The organism is Pseudomonadota bacterium (assembly GCA_039815145.1).
Classification (GTDB): Bacteria; Pseudomonadota; Gammaproteobacteria; order Steroidobacterales; family JBCBZW01; genus JBCBZW01.
In genome coordinates, this window is sequence record JBCBZW010000028.1 from 27179 (window position 1) to 50881 (window position 23703).

Below are 23703 nucleotides of genomic sequence, written 5' to 3' on the forward strand. Positions count from 1 at the left end.
CCTCGCTCCCATCGCTCAGCACCTCCCCAGGGCCTGGCCGCCCGCCTGGGCGACGGTGTCGCTCGCCGGGCTGGGTCGTCGGCGCTTGGGGCATGGCCCGCACCGATGGGCGTCGTTGGTGATCTCGTCGCAGCGAGCACAGGGTTGGTGGCCCTTCGGCTTGGCGGGTCCACCGGCGTCGGTCATCACGACCCGGCGGACGTAGCTCTCGAGGGCGTGGGGGTGGTCTGGGGGTGTGCCGTGGTGGGCGACGAACGCGTCCATGCCGCGGGAGATCTGATCGCTGGTCGGCGGCGTGCCCTGGGCCCAGGCTCGCCAGACCTGCATCGCCCTCGGCGCCTGGAGCTTGGTCGGGCTGAACGGGAGCGTCGGGGCGTGGACCAGGTAAGCGTCGTTCACCGACTGGACGATCTCGGCGACCCGAGTCGCAATGCCCCCACCATCGTCGCGCGCTGCTGTGTTGGCGGGTTCTATGGCGGGTTCCTGGCGGGTTACCTGGTCAGGGTGACCACATTGAGAGGTCAGGGTGACCACATGAGAATGGTCACTGTGACCATGTGGGGACTCGCTACTGTGGTCAGCGTGACCATCTGGGAGCGCCCTACTCTGGTCACCATGACCAACTGGCAACGGAACCTGACTGTGGTCACCGTGACCACGTGAGAGCACCTTGGTGACGTTCACTGTGTAGCGGTTCGTGCGCCCGAAGTGACCACGGTCCTTGGTGACCCACTCATGCTGCGCTAGCCACCGAACGCCTCGCTGTACTGTGCTCTTGCCTACTCCAAGGTCGTCAGCAATCGCCCCAAGGCCAGGCCATGCGAGGCGCTCATGATTGGATCGAAGCGCCAAGTAGATCGCCACCTGACGTGCATTGTTGGGCGCATCAACGACGGCTAGGCAAGACAGTAGCCGTAGCGCGAGCTCTCCAGATCCTAGGGATGCCCGCTGCTCCGCCATTAGGCAATCCACCTGCTGGGATGCCGACAGCAGACGGGCTCGCGTCGGAAGCCTAAGCAAGTCACTGTGGGCACGCGGTCCACGGCGCTCACTACTGTGCTGCATCGGGCGGACCGACAGTGGGTGAGGCGATTGTCTCAACGGACTCGCTAGAAAGAAGGCCGTCAGCGACGAGCACGGCAGAGAGTCGAGCAAGCAAGTCGGCCGAAGTCCGCTTCTTCCTCGCGCCGTTGGCGATCTTGCTGACGGCTGAGACGGAACAGCCCGCTCGTCGAGCTACCTCCTCATAGCCACCGCGGCGCTTGATGGCCGCCGCCACATCGGCAACAGGATACGAGTACATGACACAATTGTGCGTGCACTACTGTGCGCATTGCAAGTGAGGAAGAGCAGAGATGCACTACGCTGACTCACTACAATCTGCCTGTATGGACAGGAAGTACAAACTCAAAGTCGCAATCGCGCAGAACGTAGCCCGATGCCTCGAGGAATCGGGCCTTCGCCCCAACAGCGCGACTGATCTCGAGTCGCACACGGGCCTACCGAAACGAACCGGCAGAGACGTGCTCGTGCCCGACGCTAGGCCGGCGACACTACCGTCACTCGAGACGCTGGAGGTTATCGCGCGCGGTTTCCAGCTTCCCGGGGCGTGGGCTCTTCAGCTAGCGCCGGATGAGATCGGCCCCCAAGACCGACTTCGTGAAGCAACCCAGATCATGGACGACTACCTTCATTGCGACTCCAATGGTCGTCGGCTCGTACGCGACCTCGCGAAGCAACTCAGGGGCAAGTCTCAAGGATAGCCAACTGCACCCTCGCGCCGGCGCTGATAACCGCAAATTCGTGCTCCTTATCAGTGTGCGCTCCCAGTTCTTCAATCAAATCGAGCGCAGCCTCGAGCCGACTGACAACTGAACTTCTCGAGACTCCCTGAACGCCCTCTTCGACTGATTTCTCCATAGTCGTATGTCGGCCCACGGCCAGACACCTCCGCTCCTGGTGCGTTCTCGTCACCCTCCCCCGACGAAGGATCGATTGCGCGTTGAACAACGCGGTCCAGCAGGAACCGCTCTACGCCAACCTAGGCTGGCCTCTAAATTTGGCACAATTGTGCTTGCTATATTACGCACAATTGTGCCAGTCTTTGCTCATGGTTCCTCTCCGATACACGCGAACTGGGAAGAACAACATGACCTTCAATCGCCTAGCCCGTATCCACGCTCTGCTCGACATCGGCCACACACGTCTGACCGCAGAAGAGCGGACCGAGATGCTGGACCTGATGCAACAGCAGTGCATCTCCGATGCGACGCGACTTCTCTCACCTAAGCACGGAATTGACACTTAACATATTCATTCGCTGATTATCCGCCCACGAAGGAGCGATGCAGCGTCCGCTAGTTAGCGTTTCCATTCAATGGCCAATTCTGGTGTTGATCCCGAGAAATGTGACCGCTTGATGATGGAAACGCCGGATCCCCTCCCCAGGAGCTTAGCGGGGCCACGGCCCCGCTCTTTTTCGGAGACTGCTATGTCGGTTACTAGCCGAACCTTCGAAGCGATGACGCATGAACAACAGCGCTACGTAGAACAGCGAGTGATCGAAACCGCCAACCGCGTGGTGCGTAGCCAACGATTGCAGATGAGAGAGAGCCTTAACGGCCTGGTGTGCGGCGACATCGACGACATCGTTGATTCGCTACAGACGGGCCAGGAGCTCACGCGAACGCAGATGGAAGATCTCATGACCATCTTAGGCGTCGTGCACACCACGATCGCCAACCTCTAACCCGCTACGGGAGCACGACCAGCATGCCCTTGAACATCATTCCCGCATCCGAGCCCATCGACGTGCAGCAGATCACCGCAGTGATCTACGGGCAGCCTGGCCTCGGCAAGACCAGCACCGGCTTCACCTCTTCCCGTCCGCTGCTGCTCGATTTCGACAACGGTGCCCACCGCTCTGCCTTCAGACAGGACACTCAGCCCGTCGCCGCTTGGCGCGACGTGGCGGACATCGCCGAATGGCCGCTCGATCCCTTCGATACGCTGGTGATCGACACCGCAGGGCGTGCGCTCGACCTTCTTGCCGCTGACATCATGCGAGAAGATCCGAAGCTCCAGAGCGGTGGCGCATTGAATCAACGTGGCTACGGCTCCCTGAAGGCGCGATTTGCCGGATGGCTGAAGACGGTGCACACGCGAGGGCTGGACGTTGTCTTGCTCGCGCACGACAAAGAGGACAGGCGCAACGATGACGTCATTGTCCGACCGGACATTACGGGGGGCAGCTACCACGAGATCTTCAAACTAGCCGATCTCGTAGGCTATCTTTGCCAGCGCGCCCAGTGCACACTGTTGGTCTGCAACCCAACAGATACGAGCGTGGGCAAAGACCCCGCCGGATTCGGCACCCTGGAAGTGCCGGACTACCACCAAGAACCCACATGGTTTGCTGACCGGATCGCCGACGTAAAGAAGAGGATCGGCGTGCTGTCCGCGGAGGGGCAGCGCGTCGTATCCGAGGTCAGCGACCTCCGAGAGCTACTGGACAAGGTCCAGGACGCCGAGGGCCTGAACGCCTTCTCCACCATGGTGATGGACGGCGAGTACCGTCCTGCCAGCAAGGCTCAGGTACGCGCTGTTCTTCGTGAGCGGGTGAAGGAACTCGGCTGCAAGTACGACAAGAAGGCCAAGGCGTACGTCCCTGACGAGGCCGCGGCATGACGGGCTACTACCTCACCGCCACCATGCTGGACTCCTACGCGCTGTGGGAGACGCAGGACTGGATGACCACGCAGATGCTGCGTGACCGCCTCCAGCGGGTGTACGACGACACCCCCAGCATCCAGCGCGATGTGGGCATCGCCTTGCACAGCGAGCTCGAACCGGAACCGACCTCTACCGAGGGGATCGAGTTCGACCAAGAATCCCTCGAGGCGATCAGGGCTCAGCTCCCCAAGGACCGCGTCGCCGAGGTGAAGCAGTACCTGCGGATCGATGGCCATGTCGTAGCTTGCAAGGCGGACTGGGCGCATGGCCTGCGGGTCGTCGACTTCAAGGGGCGCGTGCCGAAGGAGGGACTCTCCTCCCCTCCCCCGTTCAACGCGGACAAGCACATGGAGGCCTGGCAGTGGCGTGCCTACATGCTGGCCTTCAAGGCCAAGGTGTTCCAGTACTGGAGCATCCCGTGTCGGCTGGACCGGGAAGGCGTGTTCCACGCTGGGGAGCCGGACATCCTGCCGCTCTTTGCCTACGACGGGATGTATGCGGACGTGGCCAGCAAGGTCCGGGCGATCGCCCAGTTCATCCAGCAGCAGGAGCTGCAGGTGTGGGCGGCGTAACGATTCCCGCTGAACGAGCAGCAGCTCGAGCAGCGCATGCGAGGGCGTTGGGGAATGACTGATGCCGCCGACTTCGAAAGCCGCATTCGGGATCGCTTCCCCGGGCGCGAGTACCTGAACGCCCGACAGTCGGCTCAGGCACTCGGCATTAGCGAGCCTGTCTTTCACGGCCAGGTGCGGGACAAGCTGAGCGTGAACACCGCGACGAAGAGACGTCGCTATGCTGTGTGGGAGCTCGCCCGCTATTTGGAGTCGACGACATGCCAAGGAAGCACGACGAACTGTACTGGCTCACCCGGAACCGGCACGGCGTCTACTGCGCGACCTGGTACGACGAAGACACCCGCCAGACCCGCCAGCGCAGCCTCGGCACTACCGACCTTCGGGCAGCTCAGGCCGAGCTTATCCAGTTCCAGGCAACGCACTACCGGCCACGGGACGCAGAACCCGAAGACGTCGAGCTAACGCAGATATGGCTGTGGTACTGGGACGAGCACGGTAGCAAGCGGCCAACCGGCGCTGATTCCCTACACGCTCACCTGACTCGGCTCGGAGAATGGTGGGCCGGCCGAGCCGTGGCTGACCTCACCCACGATCGCCAGAAGCAATTCCGCGACGCAATGATCGGCGGGTGGGGCCGCTGGAAGCCATGCGCCCCGGGCTACGCCCAGCGAATCCTGCACACCATGCGAGCGGCGCTGAATCACGCCTACAAGGCCGGGCGCCTACGAACAGTGCCGCACATCAAGGTGCCGGACCCCGCGAAGCCCTCGGACTGGGGCCTCAGCCAGGAGCTGGAGAACGCGGAGCGCCTGGACTACGTTGCGACGCCGCAAGAGATTCGGCGATTCCTCGAGGCGGTGCGGGGCGACCCTCAACGGGCTCACATCGAAACGGTGCTCTGGCTGCTGCTGTCGTGCGTGCGGCCGGAAGCGCTGCTGCAGCTGCGTTGGGAGCAGATCGACTTGCGAGCCCGAGTCATGGACACGCGCGGCAACCGCGAGGAGACGAAGAAGCGACGGGCAAAGCTGCCGATCCCGACTGCAGCGCGCGACCACTTGATGACGCTGTCACGAGCACCCACCCCGACCGAGGTGTTGGAGCGCTTCAAGATCGACGAAGCTCGGGCGACATGCGTAGTCCGACGGGCGACGCAGCACGCCGGCCGGGATGTGCTCCTGCCGATCACCACCGTCAAGCGTGGATGGGCCGCAGCGCGGAGCCTAGCTGAGCTGCCCCGCGAGTTCACGCCGCGGATGTTCCGGCACTTCGCCGGCACCAGGATGGCGGCGGCCGGCGTGCCCCTACTGCAGGTTGACTACATGCTCGGGCACGCAATCCCGTCCACAACAAAGCGCTACGTGCACCTCTCTCCCGACCACCTGCGAGAGGCGCGCGACGCGCTCGATGAGTGGCACTCAGTTATCGTAGGCGAAGCGTCTGGTGGAGCTTCGCGCGAGGAGAAATGATGGAGTTTGGGCAGAAGATCGAGGTCGCACGCAATATCGTGCTCATCGCTGTTGCACTAGTGGGACTTCCGCTGGCAGTGATACGGACTCGCCTGGCAATGCGTCAACAGGACCTAGATCGGTTCGAGAAGGGAGTCTCGATGTTGGGCGATCAGCGTATGTCCGTGCGGGAGGGCGGGATACGAGTGCTGGAGAGCCTTGCGCGCGGTAACCCGTCGAAGTACGCGAGTTCAGTTTGCCTAACTCTTTGGTCGTTTTGCCTCGACCGTAGCCATGAGGCCTTTGCTGAAGTCGATGAGCAAGAACCCGATTACGAGGTAGATGACGCCACGGGGCTTGAGCCACCTGCGGCACCTCAAGATCTCCAGCTCGCGGCGTCCGCAGCCGGGCGTCTTAACCACCTAGATGACGCGCGACTTGTCGCCAAGTTGGAACGCGCTTACCTAAATGCAACCGATCTGAGTCAAGCCCATCTCACGAGCGCTAACCTGACATTCGCAAGTTTGAGGCGCACCAACCTGACGCTCGCTAGCCTGAAACACATCGACCTGGCGTGCGCCGACCTCACGCGCGCCGACCTGACGAACGCCAACCTGACCGGAGCCCGCCTGACAGAGACCAAACTGACGCGCGCCAAACTCTGGTTCACCAAACTGAAGGGCGTCCATCTGACGGAGGCCGACCTGGCGCGCGCCGAGCTCACGAGCGCCGACCTGACAGGTGCCTACGCGACGGACGCCATCCTGACCGGCGCCAGACTTAGGGACACAACCCTGACGGGTGCCGAACTGACCGACGCCCGCCTGAAGGATGCTATTTTGAGTCGCGCCGACCTGACGCGCGCCGACCTGACGCGCGCCGACCTCACGCGCGCCGACCTGACGAACGCCAACCTCACGGACGCCAACCTCACGGGGGCCGACCTGACGGACGCCAACCTCACGGGGGCCGACCTGACGCGCGCCGACCTGACGCGCGCCGACCTGACGGGGGCCGACCTCACGAGCGCCAAATTGACGGACACCAAATTGACAGTCGCCAAATTCACGGGCGCCAAGCTGGAAGACATCACTCTGTCAAGGGAGCAAATGGACGCCCTTTGGGAGAGTCAGGATGCTCTGCCGTGACGCTCGCGCCTCGGACGGCCGATCATCAAACATCGCAGCATCCTCAGTTGAGTGCGTCGCCCTTGCGTCTACCCCAGCGGAAAGATACGACCAATAACGCTATCAAGCTTCTGATTTATAAACTCGATTGAGAAATCTCTGCGCTACCGGCCGCTGCCTTCACACGGCAGGGGTCGCTGGTTCAATCCCAGCATCGCCCACCACCTTCCTTCGCGGCCCACGGCCAACCTCGCCTCGGACCGCCTGCCCTCAGCCCAGTCGGCACCGCACCCCTCCCCTGGGGCCACAGCCCTTGCGCTCACGATCTGGCAGTGAGCTCACCAGCTCCCAACTCGCCCACCACGCCGGCACACGACGAACGGCAGTCGCTGCTGTAGCCAAGCGGTGATTCGGAGCGGTACCCTGCGCCTATCCTCGCCGGTAGGGAGCTAAGGGAATGCTCGGGCGTGTGCTGAGAACGGTCGCCGAAGGTCGCGGGTACACTATGCGAGATGCGCGCGAAGCGCCCGCTGGCTTCCCTACGTTCCTTCGCCAATGTATCGCCCGCGGGCTCAGCATCGAGAGCGTGCTGGACGTGGGCGTGGGCAACGGTACGCCGTGGCTCTATGACGCATTCCCCGACACCGAGCTGATGCTGTTCGAACCACTCGGCGAGGTCTTCCAGGAAGCGATCTCCGCCATCATCGCGCAGCGCGCGGGGGCAAGGCACTTCCCCGTCGCCCTCGGCGACGCCCCGGGGGAGGCCACGATCCACGTCGCGGGGTCCACCCCTACCTCTTCGAGCCTGCTACCCACCTCCCAAGACCTGATGGACGCCCTCGATCGGGAGGGGCGCGACAGCGGCTCAAAGCCCCTCACGGTCGAAGTGGATGTGCTGGACAACTACGACCCGATCGTGGGCCGAAACGTGTTGAAGATCGATGCGGAGGGATTCGAGCTACCGATCTTGACAGGTGGCCAGCAGGTGCTGCGCAAGAGCGAACTGGTGATCCTCGAGGTCTCGCTGATGCCACGATACGAGGGCGAGGCCGCCCTGTCGGATATTCTGCGATTCATGGAGAGCCAGGGCTTCGCCCTTTACGAGATCATCGAACTGAGCCGGCGGCGACCCGATGCGCCAAGCGCATTCATGGATGTGGCCTTCGTGCCGGAGCGCAGCGCGCTACGCGTCTTCTGAGTGGTCGGCGATCCGTCACCGCTCCACGGCCGGGATAGCCTTCACTCGATGCACCCACATCGACCCGTTCGCGCGGCTATCGCTGGCCGTGTAGATGAAGAACACGTCAAGCTCCGGGTCGTAGAACACCGCGTTGGTGCGTTTACCCGCGAAGTCACTCGCGATCGGATGACTGCCGAGCCACTCGTTGCGCTCAGGATCCAGGTACGCCATGCGCCTGCTCTCGAAGCTGAACACCACCATCACGTCCTGCCTCGAGTGATAGTAGATACCGCCCGCGTTGGCGCTGAACGTCAGCCCCTGCGGCGCCCCTGAGGGATCGACCTTCACCCACGCCTGCCGGGCGACGCTGAAGAAGCTGAGGGTCTGCTCGTCCCGACCGACGTAGACCCTGTTGCGCTCGGTATCGACCGCTGCGCCGAAGTCGTAGCCCTGCAGTCCTTCGCCCCGCGCCTTGATGGGTTGCCAGGCGCCCGCCTGCGGATCGAAGTAGGCCTGCCCCTTGCGGCCGGCGAGGAAGAACTTCTTCTCGGCGGGCAGGTAAACGAAGGCCGGGTAACCACCCACCTTTCGCAAGCTCCCCTTCGCCAATGGCCGCAGGAAGTCCCCCGACTCAGGATCGTAGGCCCAGGGGCCGAAGGTGCGCTTGCCCTGCCCCAGGCCCTGCGCCTCCAGCCGCGTAATGGCCTCGTGGACATCGCCGCTGTACTCGCGGGTCTCGCGATCGCGCGAGACGCCCGGCATGTAGTAGCGGTTGAAGCCGCCCTCGGCGAACACCCGAAGGCGCCCCGTGTCCGTATTGACGGCGAGATAGCCGAAGCCGTGGATCAGCAGATGGCCCGGCACGGTGCCGCCACCCGGCGTCACCGGTCGCCCGACCTCGTCGACCGCGATGCGACCCTGCTTCACCTGTTCTAGCAATTCGTGGGTATTGGTGCCCGGGTACAGGCACAGCCAGCGGTGCTGGTGGATGTCGTAGAACCAGAAGTCGTCCTGGCCGTAGCCGTCGGGCTTCACGAACGCGTGGCGACCCTCACCGGCTCGGTAGGCGCCGCGCCCGACCGGATCGTACTGCAGGGCGTTTCCACCCCAGCTGGCGCCGTAGGCCACGCCGAAGCGAGGATCCGCGGCGGGGGGACCCAGATCGAGCCAAGCACCGGGGGCCAGCTCGCGTATCTGCTGCAGGTGAGCGCCCTCTTCGCTCGGCAGGTCCTGCAGGGGGGAAGGGTGGATCCCGACGGGCGTCTGCTCGCCCCAGGCCGCCCCTAGCCAGAGCGACGACAGGGTCGCCAGCACCGCGCCGCAGGCGAGGGGGCGACGAGCCCCAACTGCCCGCACGGGCCCTCGCCTATCCCTTGATCGCGACGATCTGCGTGTACGGTGTGACGACATGGCCAAGTAGGCGAACCGCCCTAAACCGTCTGGCGACGCGCACACCAGCGCGCGCCATGGCACCCAAGTGCTCCGTGCCCATGTTGTCGAAGCGATCGAAACACTGCGCAAACCCCCTCGCCGTCAATTCCCGGCGCAAGCCGTAGAAGGTGAACCAGTTTACCGCCGGATACTGGGCGTGGTTTACCCACTGCGGGCGGCTGCTCACCGCGAGGCGTTCGCAGCGTCGTTTCACGGCCGCCGGATACCAGCTATAGAGCGGCAACTTGAACTCCTGCTGCCGCGGACAGAGGGCGTTGGTGGTGGAGAGGAAGAGCAGCCCGCCGGGCTTTAGGACGCGTGCACACTCGTCGAGGCACGCCTGCCAGTCGACGACGTGTTCGAGCAACTCCGGCATGAGGCAGATGTCGAGACTCGCATCGCCGAACGGCAAGGCGTCGGCGCTGCCCACGGCGAACTCGATGGGCACCTTGCTCGGCGACTCGCGCAGGCGTTCTCGCGCCAGGCTGATCAAGCCCTCGTCGATATCGACGCCGCTGACCCGATGGCCGGCCTCACTCCATACGCGGGACTGCGTGCCCGCGCCACAGCCGACATCACCCACCGCCAGCTCGCTCGCGGGTAGGCCCAGGCGCTGGAGCGCGCGCATCATCAGCGAGTGGATTCGCCGTGAGCGTCCCCAGGTGTCCTGGCTCAGGCTAGCCTCGGCGTAGTAGGCGAGGAAGCGGTCTTCGGAAAGGTCCTGCGGGATCACTGCGGGCGCTTCGTCCATGTTGCTCATCTCCGCGCTGCCGAATGCGCTTCGGCCATGCGCGGTGACTTCCGATCGTGTCTCGACTCATCCGCCGCGACGCGCGAACCGTCTTGCGGGAGTCTCAGCTCGAGGGCACCGGTTCCCTGGCCACCCGCTCCTAGCGTAGTGCCAGCGGCACGCTGATCTTCACAGCATCGAGCAAACGCGGTGGGTCACCGGAGCCGCTAGCTGCCTAGCGACGAACGCCCCTCGGAACCCTCACGGGCGGCCTGCCGTTTCTTGCGCTCGCGCGCCAGCGCGCGCATGTCCCACAGGACGAACGCGATCGGCAGCGCGAACCAGATGACCGCCTTGCCGATCACCAGCACGTGGCCGCCGTCGAGTTCCATGAACGTCCTTTACGCTACCTACACTGGGGAAGAGGCGATGCCACTAGGGCGTTAGGCGCTCATCGGCGCGCGCTTGATCCCGCATGACCCCTTCTGGTACCGCCAACGATGGCGCATCTGCGCCCGCAACGCCAAATCCGTACCAAGACAATGCCGCCCGCTGCGGGCTTCGGCGCTTAGCCTCTCCTGATGATCGGTCCACCCAAACGGCATCGAAGGTGCCTTGCGTCGTCATCAGGCCCCGCCACAACACGGCGGGGTCATCGAAGAACGCATCCTCGACGTTCCAGTAGCCCCGCTGACCGATGTGTTCCGGCAACTGCGCAGCCACGTGGTGCTGATCGACGATCGTGATGAACACCGGTGCTGCGAGGTGCTCGACGGACCGCGGCGTCTGCCCATCGCGGACTACTTCGAGGCCCCACCCGACGTGAATAGCGTGCCCGGCGCGCACGGCGCGGTGCAGGGCGTCGAGGGACCCCTCCAGCGCCCGACCCTGCGCATCGTGGCGATAGAGCAGGCGCCAGGACGGCGCGGCCGTGTCACACCACACGATGCGCACGGCGCGCGATCCCCTCGCGCCGCCCTCTCGAGGGGTGCTCAGGGCGCCCGCCAAGCTGCCGTCGGTGCCCAGAATGCCGCGCCACTCATTCCAAGGCGGCGGTAGTTCCACCCGCCCCTCGTCGCGGATCGGTCGCTGGCGGTGGATCGCCTGCACCTGGGCGAACACCTCGCCTTCCCACTCGGTCAGAAAGCTGGCCTCGGCCCAATGGGTGAGATCGCCGATGCCATCGCCGTCGAAATCGAGCTCCCAGCCCAGGCGCAAGGTGGCCCCGCGCGCCAAGGCGGCACGAACGGCGGCCCTATCGCCGGCCTCGGGTGTTCCATCGAACCCGCTGACGAACAACTGCGAGGGACAAGCGAGGGCGGCATAGCCCGCGGCGGGAAGCACCAGCGAGCTGAGAAGAACAACACGAAGCAGCAGCAACACGACGACGCACTCCGAAAGCGATGAGGGCGAGGATGCTAACTCGCCCTCCGCCAACGGAGCGCTGCCGCCGAGGGAAAACCGCTCAGGCGGTACCTACGATGCCCGCTGACGAGAGCGAGTGGCGCGCGCAGCACCAGCCAGCAGCGCCAGGCCGAGCCAGCCGAAGGCGCCGCCACCGCCGTTGTCCTCGTCATCGTCATCGCTGCCACCGTCGTCATCGTCGGGGGGAATCGGCTCGGAGACCGTGCTCAGCAGCGTGGTGTTGCCGGGATCGAACATGAGATCGGTGATGTACTCCTCACCGAAGCCGATGGCCTCGCCGGCAGGCGCGTTGTTCGAGTTCTGCAGCCGACCCGTGCCGTCCGCGCGCAACTCGAACAGGGCCGGGTGGAAGCGGCCCGTGTCCATCTCACGACCGTTGAAGGTGAATACCACCTCCTCGCCGACCAGTTCGCTCACCTGGACGCCGTCGTCGAGCACCGCGGCCGCATCGATTTCGAAGCTGAGGGAGCTCCCTTGGGCGTAGAAGTCCTCGCCCGTGATCTCCCGCTGGAGATCGAAGGCGGGGAACCCGGAGGGGGTGCCGTCCTCCAATTCTCCCTGGACCTGATAGGTGACACTGGTGATCGGTGGATCGACGTAGGCGGTGCCCGCCTCGAGGGGCGCGTCGATCACGATTTCGATGTTGAACACGCTGACCTCGCTGAAGGTGTTGGTCAGCGTGTAGTCGTTGTTCGAGGTGAAGAACATCGTCGTTTGCTGGGCGGCCGCTAGCCCCGGCGCGAGCAACAGGGGGGCCAGGATCCAAGGGGTTTTCGTCGTCGGGCGAGATATCGTCATCTTGTCCATCCGATGGTGCGAGTGTCCTGGTACAACGGCGCTGGCGCGGATCTGTTGACGCTAGGCATCACCGTTCGCCGGCGCGTCGTCAGATGGCAACGCGCTCAACCAGGCCCGCACGGCGGGATCCTGGGTGAGGCCGAGGGCGCGTTGCAGGGCTCGATTCGCTTCCTCCAGGCGACCCGCGTGGCGTAGCACGTGCGCGTAGGTTACCCAGTAGGGTTGATAGGTCTGCGTAAGCGCTCCGGGCAATGCCTCCAGCGCCGAGAGCGCATGTGCCGCGCCTCGCGATCTGAGCAGCACCGCGGCACGCCCCACCTGCACGCCGACGGCATCGGTGAACACCAGGAGCGCATCGTAGAGCTGCTCGAGGGCAGGCCAGCGCGGCGTTCCGGTTCTGACCACCTCGCAGTGCACCGACTGAATCGCCGCCTCACACTGGTAGCGCCCGGGCTGCCCCGCGCGCGCGGCCTGGGCGAGTAGCGCCTCACCCTGGCGGATCATCGCCCAGGACCAGCGCGAGTGATCCTGGCGATCGAGGGGGACGAAGGCACCCGCCTCATCGCGGCGAGCGGCCCGTCGCGCCTCGCAGTGGTACATCAGCGCGAGCAGACCGAGCGCCTCCGGCTCAGGCATCAACGCCACCAGCACCTGCCCCAGCCAGATCGCCTCCTCGGCGAATCCCTGCGGGGTTCCCTCACCGGTGGCCGTCTCCGCCATCACGTCCCACCCGGCGTTGAAGGCCGTGTAGATCGCCGCCAAGACGTCATCCAGCCGCGGCGACAGGGCATCGCCTGTGGGTACCTCGTAGGCGATGCCCGCATCCCGGATGCGCGACTTCGCCCGCACCAGGCGCTGCCCCATCGCGGCCGGTGAGACCAGGAAGGCACTGGCGATGCGCGAGGCGTCCAAGCCCAACACGGTCTGTAGCATGAGCGGCGTGCGGGCCGCCGCGTCGATGGCGGGGTGAGCGCAGACGAACATCAGCTTCAAGCGCTCGTCCGGGAACTGCACGGCGCCGTCGGGGCCCTCAGCGAGGGTGTTCTGCAGCTGTTCCACCGTGTAGCGGTGTTGCTCGCGAACCTTCGCCGCACGCTCGCCGTGGCCGAGACTGCGACGTGCGACCGTGAGCAACCAACCCTCGGGGTTGTGGGGCACACCACGCTCCGGCCACGTTCGCAGCGCGGCCGCGAACGCTTCGGAGAGCGCGTCCTCGGCGGCCATGAGATCGCGAGACCGCCTGCTCAAGAGCGCGACCAGGCGCCCGTAGGAGAGGCGCGCTACCGCTTCGGCAGCGCGCTCGCTCAGGGCGTTCGGGGATGGCAACTCAGCCCCCGGTCCAGTCGCTACGGCGCGTCCGGCGGCGGGGGTAGCACCGGTCGCACCTCGACCGCCCCGTAGGCGGCAGCCGGCGAGCACGCCGCCCACGTCAACGCGGCGTCCAGGTCATCGACGTCGATGATGAAGTAGCCGCCGAGTTGCTCCTTACTGTCGGCGTAGGGGCCGTCGTGGACCACTCGCTTACCGTCACGCACGCGCACGGTGGTCGCGGCGTGGGGCGGGGTCAAGCCGGCCCCGTTCACCACCACCCCAGACTGCTGCAGGGTCTGCACGTAGTCCTGCCAGGCGGCCCAGTAGGCCTCAGTGCGCTCGGGGTCCTCGCGCTCGGCGAAGGCGTTGGCATCTTCTGCGAACATCATCATGTACTGCATGGCATCTTCTCTCCTGGGTGTTGGCGCGAGCCTGTCCCGCGCTCACCTGGATGAGCCGCCAGCCCACACGATTTCGACACGCCGAGCAATTTCCTAGTAATTCGCCGCCTGTGGAACAGGCGCCCCGTTCGCGTCAGTCCACAGAACCGTATTCCTGCCGCGTGCTACCCTCACCCGCCGTGCTGGCGAGCGCCGCGAGCGTGCTCCCGCGACGCCAGCCCGCCGGCGCGACAACAACGACCCGATCGAAAGCCCCGAGCCCCGCCATGAAGACCCTAGCCCTCGTCGCCTTCCAGTTCCCGCCACTCGTGGGCACGAGCGGGATCCAACGCACCCTCAGGTTCGTACAGCACCTGCCGAGCTTCGGCTGGCGACCGGTGGTGATCACCCCCTGGCGCGGCATCCACCGCACCGTCGACCTGGAGACGGAGAAGGCCCTGCCGCCGGAATGCGAGGTCATCCGCACGGGGTGCCTGGACACGGCGCGACATCTGGCCATCGGCGGCCGCTACCTCGGCGGCATGGCATTGCCGGATCGGTGGACCTCATGGCGCTGGTTCGCCCCCCTCGCGCTCAAACAGCTGCGCGCACTCGACCCGCAAGTGGTGTGGAGCACCTACCCGATCGCCACGGCGCACCACGTGGGCCACGACCTATCGAAACGTCTCGGTGTGCCCTGGGTGGCAGACTTCCGCGACCCGATGGCGCAGGACGGCTACCCCAGCGACCCGCGCCAGCACCGCGCCTTCGTGGAGACGGAGCGCCTCGCGATCGAGCACGCCCGCAAGCTCGTGTTCGTCGCGCCCAGCGCTCTCGAGACCTACCGCAAGCGCTACGCGAGCACGCAGGCGGAGCGCTTCGAGCTGATCGAAAACGGCTTCGACGAGAACGCCTTCGACGGCCTTCGCCGCGACCCACCGCCGCGCGACGGACGCCCCCTGGTCCTTCTGCACAGCGGCATGGTGTACGAGAATGAGCGAAACCCCTCCGCCCTGTTCGAGTCCATCAGTCGTCTGCACCGAAAGGGCACCCTGCAGCCGAGCGATGTCACGATCCGCTTCCGCGCGCCGGTGCAGGAGGCCTTCGTCCGCGAGCGCGCGGAGCACTTCGGCGTCACCGACTTCGTCGAGATCCTGCCGCGCTTCACCTACCGCGAAGCCCTGGCGGAGATGCTGAGCGTAGACGCCTTGCTCGTCCTGCAGAGCGAGACCTGCAACGAGCAGATCCCGGCCAAGCTCTACGAGTATCTGCGCACGGAGCAGCCGATCCTCGCCCTCACGGATCCCGCCGGCGACACGGGCAAGCTCCTGCAGTCCCTGGACCTGCCGTGGGTCACCCCGTTGGAGAAGACGGATCCGGTGGAGGAGATGCTGCCCCGATTCCTGAGCCAACTGCGCGAGGGCCAGATCAGCAGTGCCGATCCGGCCGCGGTGGCGCGCTACTCGCGCAAGGCGCTCACCGGACGACTGGTCGAAGTACTCGACGGGCTGGACGCCCCGTCGCCCTGACGACGCCTAGCGGTAGTATTAGGCTTTGACAGTACGCCCGAGGAACTGGGCGATGTGCTCGACGATGCGCTCCGCCGCTCGACCATCCCACAGCTCCGGACGACGCCCCGTGGGTACATCGCCCGCCAGCACGTTGCGCGCGGCGCTCTCGATGAGCGCCGGGTCCGTTCCCACCAGCTGATTGGTCCCTTCGGCCACGGTCACCGGGCGCTCGGTGTTCTCGCGCATAGTGAGGCAAGGCACGGACAGGGCCGTGGTTTCCTCCTGCAAGCCACCGCTGTCCGTGAGCACGATGGTGGCGTCCTTCCAAAGATTCAGGAACGCCATGTAGGACAAGGGCCCGATCAGCTTGATACCGGCGGGGATCGGTATCTGCGCGGCCTCCAGGCCCGCGCGCGTACGGGGATGGACGGGGAAGATCAGCGGCAGCGACTCGCTGATGCGCCCCAGGGCGGCCATGATGCCGCCGAGCACCTGCGGGTCGTCCACATTGGAGGGGCGATGCATGGTCACCACCCCGTAGCGTTCCAGTTCGGCCTTGATGTCACGTGCCTCGAGCCCCTCGTCGCCGACGCGGCCGAGCCGCTCGAGCTGGTACAGAAGGTTGTCCACCATCACGTGACCGACGAAGTGGACGCTGGCCTCGTCTTTGCCCTCGGCGAGCAGGTTCTCGAGCCCCGCAGGTTCCGTCGCAAAGAACAGGTCGCTGATGGCGTCGGTCACCAAGCGGTTGATCTCCTCGGGCATGCGACGGTCGCCGCTGCGAAGGCCCGCTTCGATGTGCGCCACCGGAATGTGTAGCTTTTTCGCTACAAGCGAACACGCGACGGTGGAGTTCACATCCCCGACGACCACGGTCGCATCCGGGCGCTCCTCCATGGCGATGGGCTCGTAGGCCATCATGATCTTGGCGGTCTGTTCAGCGTGACTCCCGCCCCCTGCGTCCAGGTGGCGATCGGGAGCGGGAATGCCGAGCTCCTCGAAAAACACATCACTCATCTGCCGGTCGTAGTGCTGCCCCGTGTGCACGATTCGGTACCGGAACTCGGAGGAGCGCGCGTCGAGGGCGCGCACCACGGGTGCGATCTTCATGAAATTGGGGCGTGCACCAGCGATCAGGTGAACAAGTGCGGACATGGAATTCGCCTACTGCCAGAGAAGTGGCGAATGGTGCCAGCGGGCGCCGCGTGATGCGAGGAATATCCACGCCGCTCTCACGCACTTGATCCAAGCGGCTGAGAGCCTCGCGGAACGATGTGATCGCTGCCATGGCCGAAGCTGAACGGCGGCGCTACACTTCGCCGCTTTGCTCTGCGGGGGCCACCGTGGCCGAGCCAGCCAAGGACAGCGTTGGAAAGCGCGTGATATCCGGCTTCCGCTGGCTCGCGATGGCCCGCCTCGCCGGCCAGGCGGGCACCTGGGTCGTCACCCTCGTCGTCATCCGCCTGCTCACGCCCGACGACTACGGCCTGATGGCCATGGCGACCATCGTCATCGGCTTCTTCGCCCTGCTCGAGGAATTCGGCATGGGCGCGGCGATCACCCAGCGCAGCGAACTCCCCGACGGCCTGGTGAGCAAGGTCTTCGGCGTCGTGATCCTGGTCAACTCGACCGCCGCGGTGCTGCTGCTCCTCCTGGCCCACCCGATGGCGGCGTTTTTCGACGAACCCCGAATCACCCCCATCATCTGGGTGCTCACCCTGCGCTTCCCGCTGCTCACGATGCTCACCATCCCCCAGGCGATGCTCGATCGGCGTATGCAGTTCAAGCGCAAGGCGATGGTGATCTTCGTTGCCATGATCACCGGCAGCGTGATCTCCCTGATCCTCGCCCTGTCCGGCGCCGGGGTCTGGTCCCTCGTCTACAGCTCCATCGGCGCCACCCTCGTGCGCACCATCGGCATGAACCTCGCGGCACGCCACTTCGAGTGGCCGAGTTTCTCCTTCAAGGGCATGCGCGAGGTCGTCACCTTCGGCGGCCAAGTCACGGTGATGCGCGTGCTTTGGTACGTCTACTCGAAGGCGGACGTGTTCGTGATCGGGCGACTGCTCGGCAAGGAAGTGTTGGGCCTCTACGCGGTCGCCATGCAGCTCGCGTCCCTGCCGATGAAGAAGCTAGCTGCCAACGTCAACGAAGTGGGGTTCGTCGGCTTCTCGCGTCTGCAGGACGACAAGGCGGAAATCGCCCGTCAGTTCATGCGCGCCACGGAGCTCGTGGCGATCTTCAGCTTCCCGGTCTTCTTCGGTATTTCGACGATAGCGCCGGAGATCGTGACGGTCATTCTCGGCCCCGAATGGATCGGGGCCATCGTGCCCCTGCAGCTACTGAGCCTGAGTTGTCCGCTGCGCATGATTAATCAGGTGCTGAACTCGGCCCTGCTCGGCATCGGCAAGGCTGACGTCGCCCTGGTCAACACGGGGCTCACCACGGTTATCCTGCCCGCTAGCTTCCTGTTCGGCGCGCAGTACGGGCTGGTGGGCGTTTGCTGGGCCTGGATCATCGGGTTCACCCTGTGCTTCGCCGCCATCGCGTACCGATCCCTGCCGCTTCTGCATGTCTCCCGAGCGCAGTATGTCAAGCTGATCCTCGCCTTCGCGGCCAGTGCTGGCACCATGTGGATCGCGGTCAGCCTTGCCCGACAGGCGGTCACCTATTCGGGGACCCCGCCAGGGGTGTATTCTCTGGCCGCGCTCATCGCGGTGGGGGCCGGCGTTTTCGGCCTGATCGCGCTGACGTTGCACCGCAGCTCAGCGGCCCTCGCTCTGAAGATGGTGCGATGAGGTCGACCGACAAGTCGGACGTGTATTACCGAACGCGGCCCCCGACTTTGGGGGCGTCGGGCGTAGGAAACATTTGAAGTCATCTGACCTGACCTGAATAACAACTTAGGTGAAGGACTCACCGTAAAAGCTGAGGAAGGCAGAAGTGTCCAGTAAGAGACCCAGGGGAGCGGTCGCCGGCAGCGTACCGGCAGCCCTAGCCATGCTCATCGCCACGATCTCCGGATGCGGCGGTGGCGGCGGCACCGGTGCCCCGGCACCTGAGGAGGAGGCGGCGCCTCCCCCGGAAGACAATTTGACCGTGAACAGCGCGCCGACGATCGGCGGCCTGCCGGATACCAACGTCACGGCACGGGAGCGCTACAGCTTCATGCCGACCTCGAGCGACAGCGACGGCGATCCGCTCTCCTTCAGCATCGACAACGCGCCGCAGTGGATGTCCTTCTCGGCCAACAACGGCGCGATCAGCGGCACGCCGCAGCTTGCCGACGTGGGCGTGTACAACGGCATCCGGATCAGCGTCTCTGACGGTCAGGAGTCCGCCTCACTCTCCTTCACCCTGGTGGTCTCGACCCCCGCGGACAACTCGCCGCCGCAGATCAGCGGCACGCCGGGGATCGAAGTGATCGCGACGGATAGCTATCAGTTCATCCCCACCGCCGCAGATGCGGACGGCGACGCGCTCACCTTCAGCGTGGCCAGCCTGCCAGCCTGGGCCAGCTTCTCGCCCGCCACGGGAGAACTGAGCGGCACGCCGATGGAAGCCGACGTCGGCTTCTACGCCGGAGTGTCGGTGAGCGTCACCGATGGCATCAGCACGGTGAGCTTGCCGACGTTTGGCGTGGAGGTGCTCGCGGCAGGGCGCTTCGGCGTCACCCTGAGCTGGACACCGCCCACGGAGAACACCGACGACACGGTGCTCACCGACCTCACGGCCTATCGGATCTACCAGGGCACGGCGCCGGGCAATTACTCGGAAATCACGAACGTGGATAACCCGGGGCTCTCGTCCTTCGGCATCGATCGACTCGCCCGCGGTGAGTACTACTTCGCGATCACCGCCGTGAATGGGCGTGGCGTCGAAAGCCGCCTCTCGAACGAGGTTCGGATCTCGATCCCCACCGACTGATCGGGTGTCCGCCCGGCTCAGCTACTGGTTCGGGAGGATGAGGTGGCGACCATAGTGGCCCCCGCCGTGGGGGCTGGCGCGTCCAGGGGCCCACCCACCGGCGCCTGGGAACGTGGCCGGCGCTTTCGCCGCTCCTTGTCCTTCGACGGCGACTTCACTTTGACCAACCCGAGGTGCTCCTGCACCAAACGCTCGGCGATCATCACGATCGCGATCAGGTGGTAGTACAGGTCGAAGTACGCCATGCCGAGGAAGGCACCGCCCACGGCGTACCCGGTGAGCGAGACCTGCACCATGGCGGCGAGGCTGCGGGCCCACGCGAGCTCCTCGTGGGGCTTGCTCAGGCGGATAATGCGACCCGCAGTAAGCAGCGTGAGCACGCCGAGGGTCAAGAACAGCCCAAGGCCGACGAACCCCTGCTCCGCGAGCACTTCGAAGTAGATGCTGTGGGCGTCGTGGAAATCCAGGGGATCGGGGGCGTAGCGCATGAACAGCTCGGGGCTGAAGACGCTGAAGCCTCCGCCGGTGAGCGGATGATCCATCGCGAAGCGAATGGCGAAGCCCCAGGCGTTCAATCGACCCATGGCCGATCCGTCTTCCTGATAGGTGCGGATCGTCTGCATCCGCTCCCACCACTCGTCCGGCATGAACTGGAAGAACACGGGCATCAGGGCGATCAGCACCAACGCCGTTCGCCCCTTGTAGGGGCTCTTCCACCACAGCATCGTGAGCATGGCCACGGAGGCAAGCAGCGCCCCGCGCGAATGGGTGCCCAGAATCGCCAAGGCCGTGAGCCCCATGCAGCCGAAGATCGCCAAGCGGAAGATCTTCCGCTCCACCAGCGTGCTCAGGAAGAACATCAACGGCATGGTCATCACAAGCACCATACCTAGGGAGTTGTTGTCGGTGATGAAGCTCTGCGGTGGCCCCCAAACTAGGCTGTGGCCACCGCCCAGGACTGAGAAGACCCCGCCCTTGACACCGAAGAACCCAAGCGAGGCCACCACCACCCAGACCAGCACGATGAGCTTCTGCTTGGTATTGATCAACGCCACCGTTAGGAGGCAGAACAGCATGATCTTCATCGTGCGATCCCACTCCCAAGCCGCTTGGTCGGGGTAGATCGCTGTCAGGGTGCTCAAGTTGAGCCAGACGATAAACGCTCCCCACAAGAACATGAGCGGCGTTGCTGGCAGTGCCCTCTTGTCCTTGTCGAAGGCAAAGGCGATGAGCGTGACCAGGCCGACCAGCTGAGAGAACGGGAAGCTGTAGGCGAAACCGAAGGTGAGGCGGTGGGGGTTCATGTAACCGAGCCACGACCACACGAGCACCCCGATCCACGCTCGACTGAACACGTGGGGCAGGGCGCCGAGCACCAACAGCAGCACTAGGAGGTCACGCATTTACTCAGGCTCTCCCGTCGAGGCTCGGCTTGAGGCGAGTGCGTTAGCTGCCGGCGTCGGCAGCGTCACGCCACACGCCTGCCTGGAGCAGCTTTCGCTTCAAGCCATCGAGCGGGAATCCCAGCTCGTAGGCCCGTTGCGCGTGCTCGAGGGCCTTCTCGTGGCGCCCGTTGTCGAGCAGGAGCAGGCCGTAGTTGTAGTGCGCCTCCGCGTACTCCGGAGACAGCTCGATCGCCGTCTCGTACTCTTCCAGGGCGCGCTCCAACTTACCCGTCTTGCTCAGGAAGACGCCGTACACCATGTGCACGGTCGGGTCGTTGGGGCGCCAGGCGAGGGCGCGCTGGTAGTAGCAGTCCGGCGCAAACTGGAGCCCCTTCGGATGACGACCCAGAGGCACCTGCATCGTGTACAGCATCACCGCGTACAGCGCCGCATGGTGATTCGGGAAGGCGCGAAGGGTGTAATCGATGTCCTGGCCGGGCGTGTTCTTGGTGCCCACGCCGCGCCTGGCCTGGGCGACGTCCCGATTGAAATGGTGGCGCTCCACCACGGGGAGCTTCTGGCGCTTATGGATCGGGTCGGTGTAGTCGAAGGGCCCGTAGGCGTTTTCGAGAGCACCGCAAAGCTGTGCGTTGTAGCCAGCCGTCGCCGTCATCGGCATCCATGCAGCGAACAAGGTCAGCGCTGCGATCAGTGGGAACGCGCGAGGCATCGTTCTGTTCATCCTTGGCTTCCTCATTGTCATAGTACCCCAACGCTCTTGGCCCTAACTGTCTCGATAGACCATCCAGCAGACCAAAGTTCGCCGGCGCGCCACACAAGCTCACAATCCCTGGCACCGCGGGTTGTCGGTGCCGCGCCGGCCGATCTCGCGAGCGGCTAGAGCTTCCAGGCAGCGGCGTTCAGTCGCTCGAACAGTGCCTCGCATCGCTCGCGCACAGCTGCCTCGATCTGCGGTGGCTGCTGCTTACCGATCGAGCGCGGGCTGACGAACTGCGAGTGTTCGGTTCGGTGCTGCAATCCAAAGAACTCGAAGACGGCGGGGAAGTGCCCCGCCGGGTTGCGCACGAAGGTCTCGTAGTTGATCAGCTTGACCCGAGGATCGCCGTTCAGGGCCTGGTCGAAGAAGAGCTGGTTACGCCACATCCAGAACAGCGCGCACGCGCTCGGGTTGTCGAGTTCGGGGTGGTAAAGCGAGGTCAGCTCTCGATGGCTCTCATCGCTCATGCCGCGCCCGCGCCAACCGGCCGCCTCGCGGTCTTCCTGCACGATCAGGCGAACCGACTCGGGCATGCCCGTCCACTTCACGACGTGCGAATTCACCACGTCGTCGAAGCGACGATAGATCCAAATGGCTCGTGCGCCGGGATAGGTATCGAGCATTCGGCGCAGGTCGTGGAGTTCACACAACACCTTGAACGCGACCGCCGGGGCTCTAGCAGCCTCGATGATGCCTGGGACCCGCGCTTCGATGAGTTCGTAGTCCTGGTAGGCGCGAGGATCGGACTCGTTGTAAACAGCCGTGGCGTGGCTGCGCTCCAGCACGTCCATCAGCATGTTGGTGCCCGAGCGCTGTACGCCCGCCACGAACAACACGCGCTTATCCCCAACCCCCCCGAGGGACGTGAACCGCTGGGACAGCTCCTTCCGTAGCACCCGGTACTGGGTCGCCGCCTTGCTGACCAAGTTGCTTTTCATATCTTATATTTCAACTAGTTATGGCGCTTCCAGGCTGCCTGCGTCAAGCCGTAGGCTGCCTTGATCGCGCGACACTATAGCGGATAGGCGCCAGCCTCGCCGGTAGCACGCCACACTCCACGGGTAGGAATGTAATCTTTGCTGACTCAACAGCTTAAGCCTGGCACCCGTACGCTTCGGCGTTTTCCGAAGAGCGGGCCGATCCTGCGGTCGATTTCGAGCGCTGAACGGCACCTGCCCCACACTGTTCGCGCCCCGCCCGTAGAACCATCCCGGCCACGGCAAGCCTGCCCGCCGAGCCCCCGGTCATCGCCTTTTCCTTTTCGCATCAGCGACAAAGCGGGGGTTTTCCTATCTGGGATCCAGACAGTTGACGGTGGCTTGACCTAACGCCACACTCCGAGCGCTCTACGCACCCTCCTTCGTTCCCGGCCCGGGGTTGTCCTGATGTTCGCCAAGTTCACCGGCCCGTTTAAAGAATTCGGCCTGTTCGCTGGCATCGTCTACGTCCTGGACCGAATCCTCTCCCGGCTGCCCGGCCAGATGCGCTTGTACTTCTACGAGCTGATGGTTCAGCCCATTCCGAGCGAACCGCTGGTGCCGGCCAAGTTCGTGAAGCACATGGAGTTTCGGCTCATCGAAGAGGGTGACCCGGAAGTGGCGCTGATGCCCGCGCGTGAGGACATCAAGGCCGCACGCTTCGAGCAGGACGTGATCTGCTTCGGCGCCTACAAGAAGGGCGAATTGATCGGGTACATCTGGTTCGCGTTCAACCACTACGACGAGGACGAGGTGCGAGCGCGCTTCGAGATCCACCCCGCCGATGCCTCGGTGTTCGACTTCGATCTCTACCTCTTCGAAGCCTACCGAATGGGTTTCAGCTTCGTCGGCATGTGGGACGGGGCGAGTCGCTACCTGCGTGAGCGCGGAGTGCGCTATACCTTCAGCCGTTTGACGCGTTTCAACACGGCCTCGCGCCGGGCGCACGATCACCTCGGCTGGAAGCGCATCGGCCGAGCCCTGTTCCTGA

23 protein-coding genes are annotated in these 23703 nt (G+C 64.8%); 11 read left to right on the forward strand and 12 right to left on the reverse strand.

Features of this window, described 5'->3' with window-relative positions; translation table 11 throughout:
- Positions 1 to 15 precede the first annotated feature (15 nt).
- Entirely contained in the window at positions 16 to 399 is a 384-nt protein-coding gene (locus AAF184_09825) for a hypothetical protein (GenBank protein MEO0422622.1), read from the reverse strand.
- Between the two features lie 135 nt (positions 400 to 534).
- Between AAF184_09825 and AAF184_09830 the strand changes: the two genes are divergently transcribed.
- The 7 genes from AAF184_09830 (at position 535) to AAF184_09860 (ending at position 8077) form a co-directional block, all read left to right on the forward strand.
- Positions 535 to 663, forward strand: coding sequence for a hypothetical protein (locus AAF184_09830; GenBank protein ID MEO0422623.1), 129 nt, complete (start codon positions 535 to 537; stop codon positions 661 to 663).
- Between the two features lie 1828 nt (positions 664 to 2491).
- Positions 2492 to 2749 carry a hypothetical protein gene (locus AAF184_09835; protein ID MEO0422624.1) on the forward strand — a complete coding sequence of 86 codons (258 nt, stop codon included), beginning with the start codon at positions 2492 to 2494 and terminating at the stop codon, positions 2747 to 2749.
- 23 nt (positions 2750 to 2772) lie between these two features.
- Positions 2773 to 3687, forward strand: a complete 915-nt coding sequence (locus AAF184_09840) for an ATP-binding protein (GenBank protein MEO0422625.1) — start codon at positions 2773 to 2775, stop codon at positions 3685 to 3687.
- Positions 3684 to 4304 carry a hypothetical protein gene (locus AAF184_09845; protein ID MEO0422626.1) on the forward strand — a complete coding sequence of 207 codons (621 nt, stop codon included), beginning with the start codon at positions 3684 to 3686 and terminating at the stop codon, positions 4302 to 4304. Before AAF184_09840 ends, AAF184_09845 begins: the two co-directional genes overlap by 4 nt.
- A gap of 260 nt (positions 4305 to 4564) precedes the next feature.
- A complete protein-coding gene (locus AAF184_09850) occupies positions 4565 to 5773 on the forward strand; it encodes a tyrosine-type recombinase/integrase (protein ID MEO0422627.1) in 1209 nt (402 codons plus the stop codon).
- Positions 5773 to 6900: a pentapeptide repeat-containing protein gene (locus tag AAF184_09855; protein MEO0422628.1), complete on the forward strand. Its 1128-nt coding sequence runs from the start codon at positions 5773 to 5775 to the stop codon at positions 6898 to 6900. Before AAF184_09850 ends, AAF184_09855 begins: the two co-directional genes overlap by 1 nt.
- A 484-nt stretch (positions 6901 to 7384) precedes the next feature.
- Positions 7385 to 8077 carry an FkbM family methyltransferase gene (locus AAF184_09860; protein ID MEO0422629.1) on the forward strand — a complete coding sequence of 231 codons (693 nt, stop codon included), beginning with the start codon at positions 7385 to 7387 and terminating at the stop codon, positions 8075 to 8077.
- 15 nt (positions 8078 to 8092) lie between these two features.
- Here AAF184_09860 and AAF184_09865 read toward each other — a convergent pair whose 3' ends face one another.
- The 7 genes from AAF184_09865 to AAF184_09895 form a co-directional block, all read right to left on the reverse strand.
- On the reverse strand, positions 8093 to 9415 hold the full coding sequence (locus AAF184_09865) for a hypothetical protein (protein ID MEO0422630.1): 1323 nt from the start codon (positions 9413 to 9415) through the stop codon (positions 8093 to 8095).
- 10 nt (positions 9416 to 9425) lie between these two features.
- Entirely contained in the window at positions 9426 to 10241 is an 816-nt protein-coding gene (locus tag AAF184_09870; protein MEO0422631.1) for a class I SAM-dependent methyltransferase, read from the reverse strand.
- Between the two features lie 206 nt (positions 10242 to 10447).
- The gene (locus tag AAF184_09875) at positions 10448 to 10612 is read right to left on the reverse strand and encodes a hypothetical protein (GenBank protein MEO0422632.1); all 165 of its coding nucleotides are present in this window, start codon (positions 10610 to 10612) and stop codon (positions 10448 to 10450) included.
- A 43-nt stretch (positions 10613 to 10655) separates the two neighbouring features.
- The gene (locus tag AAF184_09880; GenBank protein ID MEO0422633.1) at positions 10656 to 11603 is read right to left on the reverse strand and encodes a hypothetical protein; all 948 of its coding nucleotides are present in this window, start codon (positions 11601 to 11603) and stop codon (positions 10656 to 10658) included.
- Positions 11604 to 11696: 93 nt separating this feature from the next.
- A complete protein-coding gene (locus AAF184_09885; GenBank protein MEO0422634.1) occupies positions 11697 to 12443 on the reverse strand; it encodes a hypothetical protein in 747 nt (248 codons plus the stop codon).
- Positions 12444 to 12503: 60 nt separating this feature from the next.
- Entirely contained in the window at positions 12504 to 13769 is a 1266-nt protein-coding gene (locus AAF184_09890; GenBank protein MEO0422635.1) for a DUF6596 domain-containing protein, read from the reverse strand.
- A 20-nt stretch (positions 13770 to 13789) separates the two neighbouring features.
- On the reverse strand, positions 13790 to 14155 hold the full coding sequence (locus tag AAF184_09895) for a YciI family protein (protein MEO0422636.1): 366 nt from the start codon (positions 14153 to 14155) through the stop codon (positions 13790 to 13792).
- Between the two features lie 266 nt (positions 14156 to 14421).
- Here AAF184_09895 and AAF184_09900 point away from each other — a divergent pair, with 266 nt between their 5' ends.
- Positions 14422 to 15663 carry a glycosyltransferase gene (locus AAF184_09900; GenBank protein MEO0422637.1) on the forward strand — a complete coding sequence of 414 codons (1242 nt, stop codon included), beginning with the start codon at positions 14422 to 14424 and terminating at the stop codon, positions 15661 to 15663.
- 18 nt (positions 15664 to 15681) lie between these two features.
- On the opposite strand, the gene wecB is transcribed toward AAF184_09900, so the two are convergent.
- Complete coding sequence (gene wecB / locus AAF184_09905) at positions 15682 to 16800, reverse strand: UDP-N-acetylglucosamine 2-epimerase (non-hydrolyzing) (protein ID MEO0422638.1); 1119 nt, start codon at positions 16798 to 16800, stop codon at positions 15682 to 15684.
- A 131-nt stretch (positions 16801 to 16931) separates the two neighbouring features.
- Here wecB and AAF184_09910 point away from each other — a divergent pair, with 131 nt between their 5' ends.
- Entirely contained in the window at positions 16932 to 18443 is a 1512-nt protein-coding gene (locus tag AAF184_09910) for a lipopolysaccharide biosynthesis protein (GenBank protein ID MEO0422639.1), read from the forward strand.
- A 145-nt stretch (positions 18444 to 18588) separates the two neighbouring features.
- Positions 18589 to 19572, forward strand: coding sequence for a putative Ig domain-containing protein (locus tag AAF184_09915; GenBank protein ID MEO0422640.1), 984 nt, complete (start codon positions 18589 to 18591; stop codon positions 19570 to 19572).
- A 17-nt stretch (positions 19573 to 19589) separates the two neighbouring features.
- Here AAF184_09915 and AAF184_09920 read toward each other — a convergent pair whose 3' ends face one another.
- The 3 genes from AAF184_09920 to AAF184_09930 all read right to left on the reverse strand — a co-directional run bounded on the left by AAF184_09920 (position 19590) and on the right by AAF184_09930 (position 22673).
- A complete protein-coding gene (locus AAF184_09920; GenBank protein MEO0422641.1) occupies positions 19590 to 20975 on the reverse strand; it encodes a putative O-glycosylation ligase, exosortase A system-associated in 1386 nt (461 codons plus the stop codon).
- 43 nt (positions 20976 to 21018) lie between these two features.
- Positions 21019 to 21699 carry a tetratricopeptide repeat protein gene (locus AAF184_09925; protein MEO0422642.1) on the reverse strand — a complete coding sequence of 227 codons (681 nt, stop codon included), beginning with the start codon at positions 21697 to 21699 and terminating at the stop codon, positions 21019 to 21021.
- 155 nt (positions 21700 to 21854) lie between these two features.
- Complete coding sequence (locus AAF184_09930) at positions 21855 to 22673, reverse strand: sulfotransferase family protein (GenBank protein MEO0422643.1); 819 nt, start codon at positions 22671 to 22673, stop codon at positions 21855 to 21857.
- Positions 22674 to 23120: 447 nt separating this feature from the next.
- Between AAF184_09930 and AAF184_09935 the strand changes: the two genes are divergently transcribed.
- Positions 23121 to 23703, forward strand: a 583-nt coding sequence (locus AAF184_09935; GenBank protein MEO0422644.1) for a hypothetical protein, incomplete at its 3' end; no start/stop codon positions are given.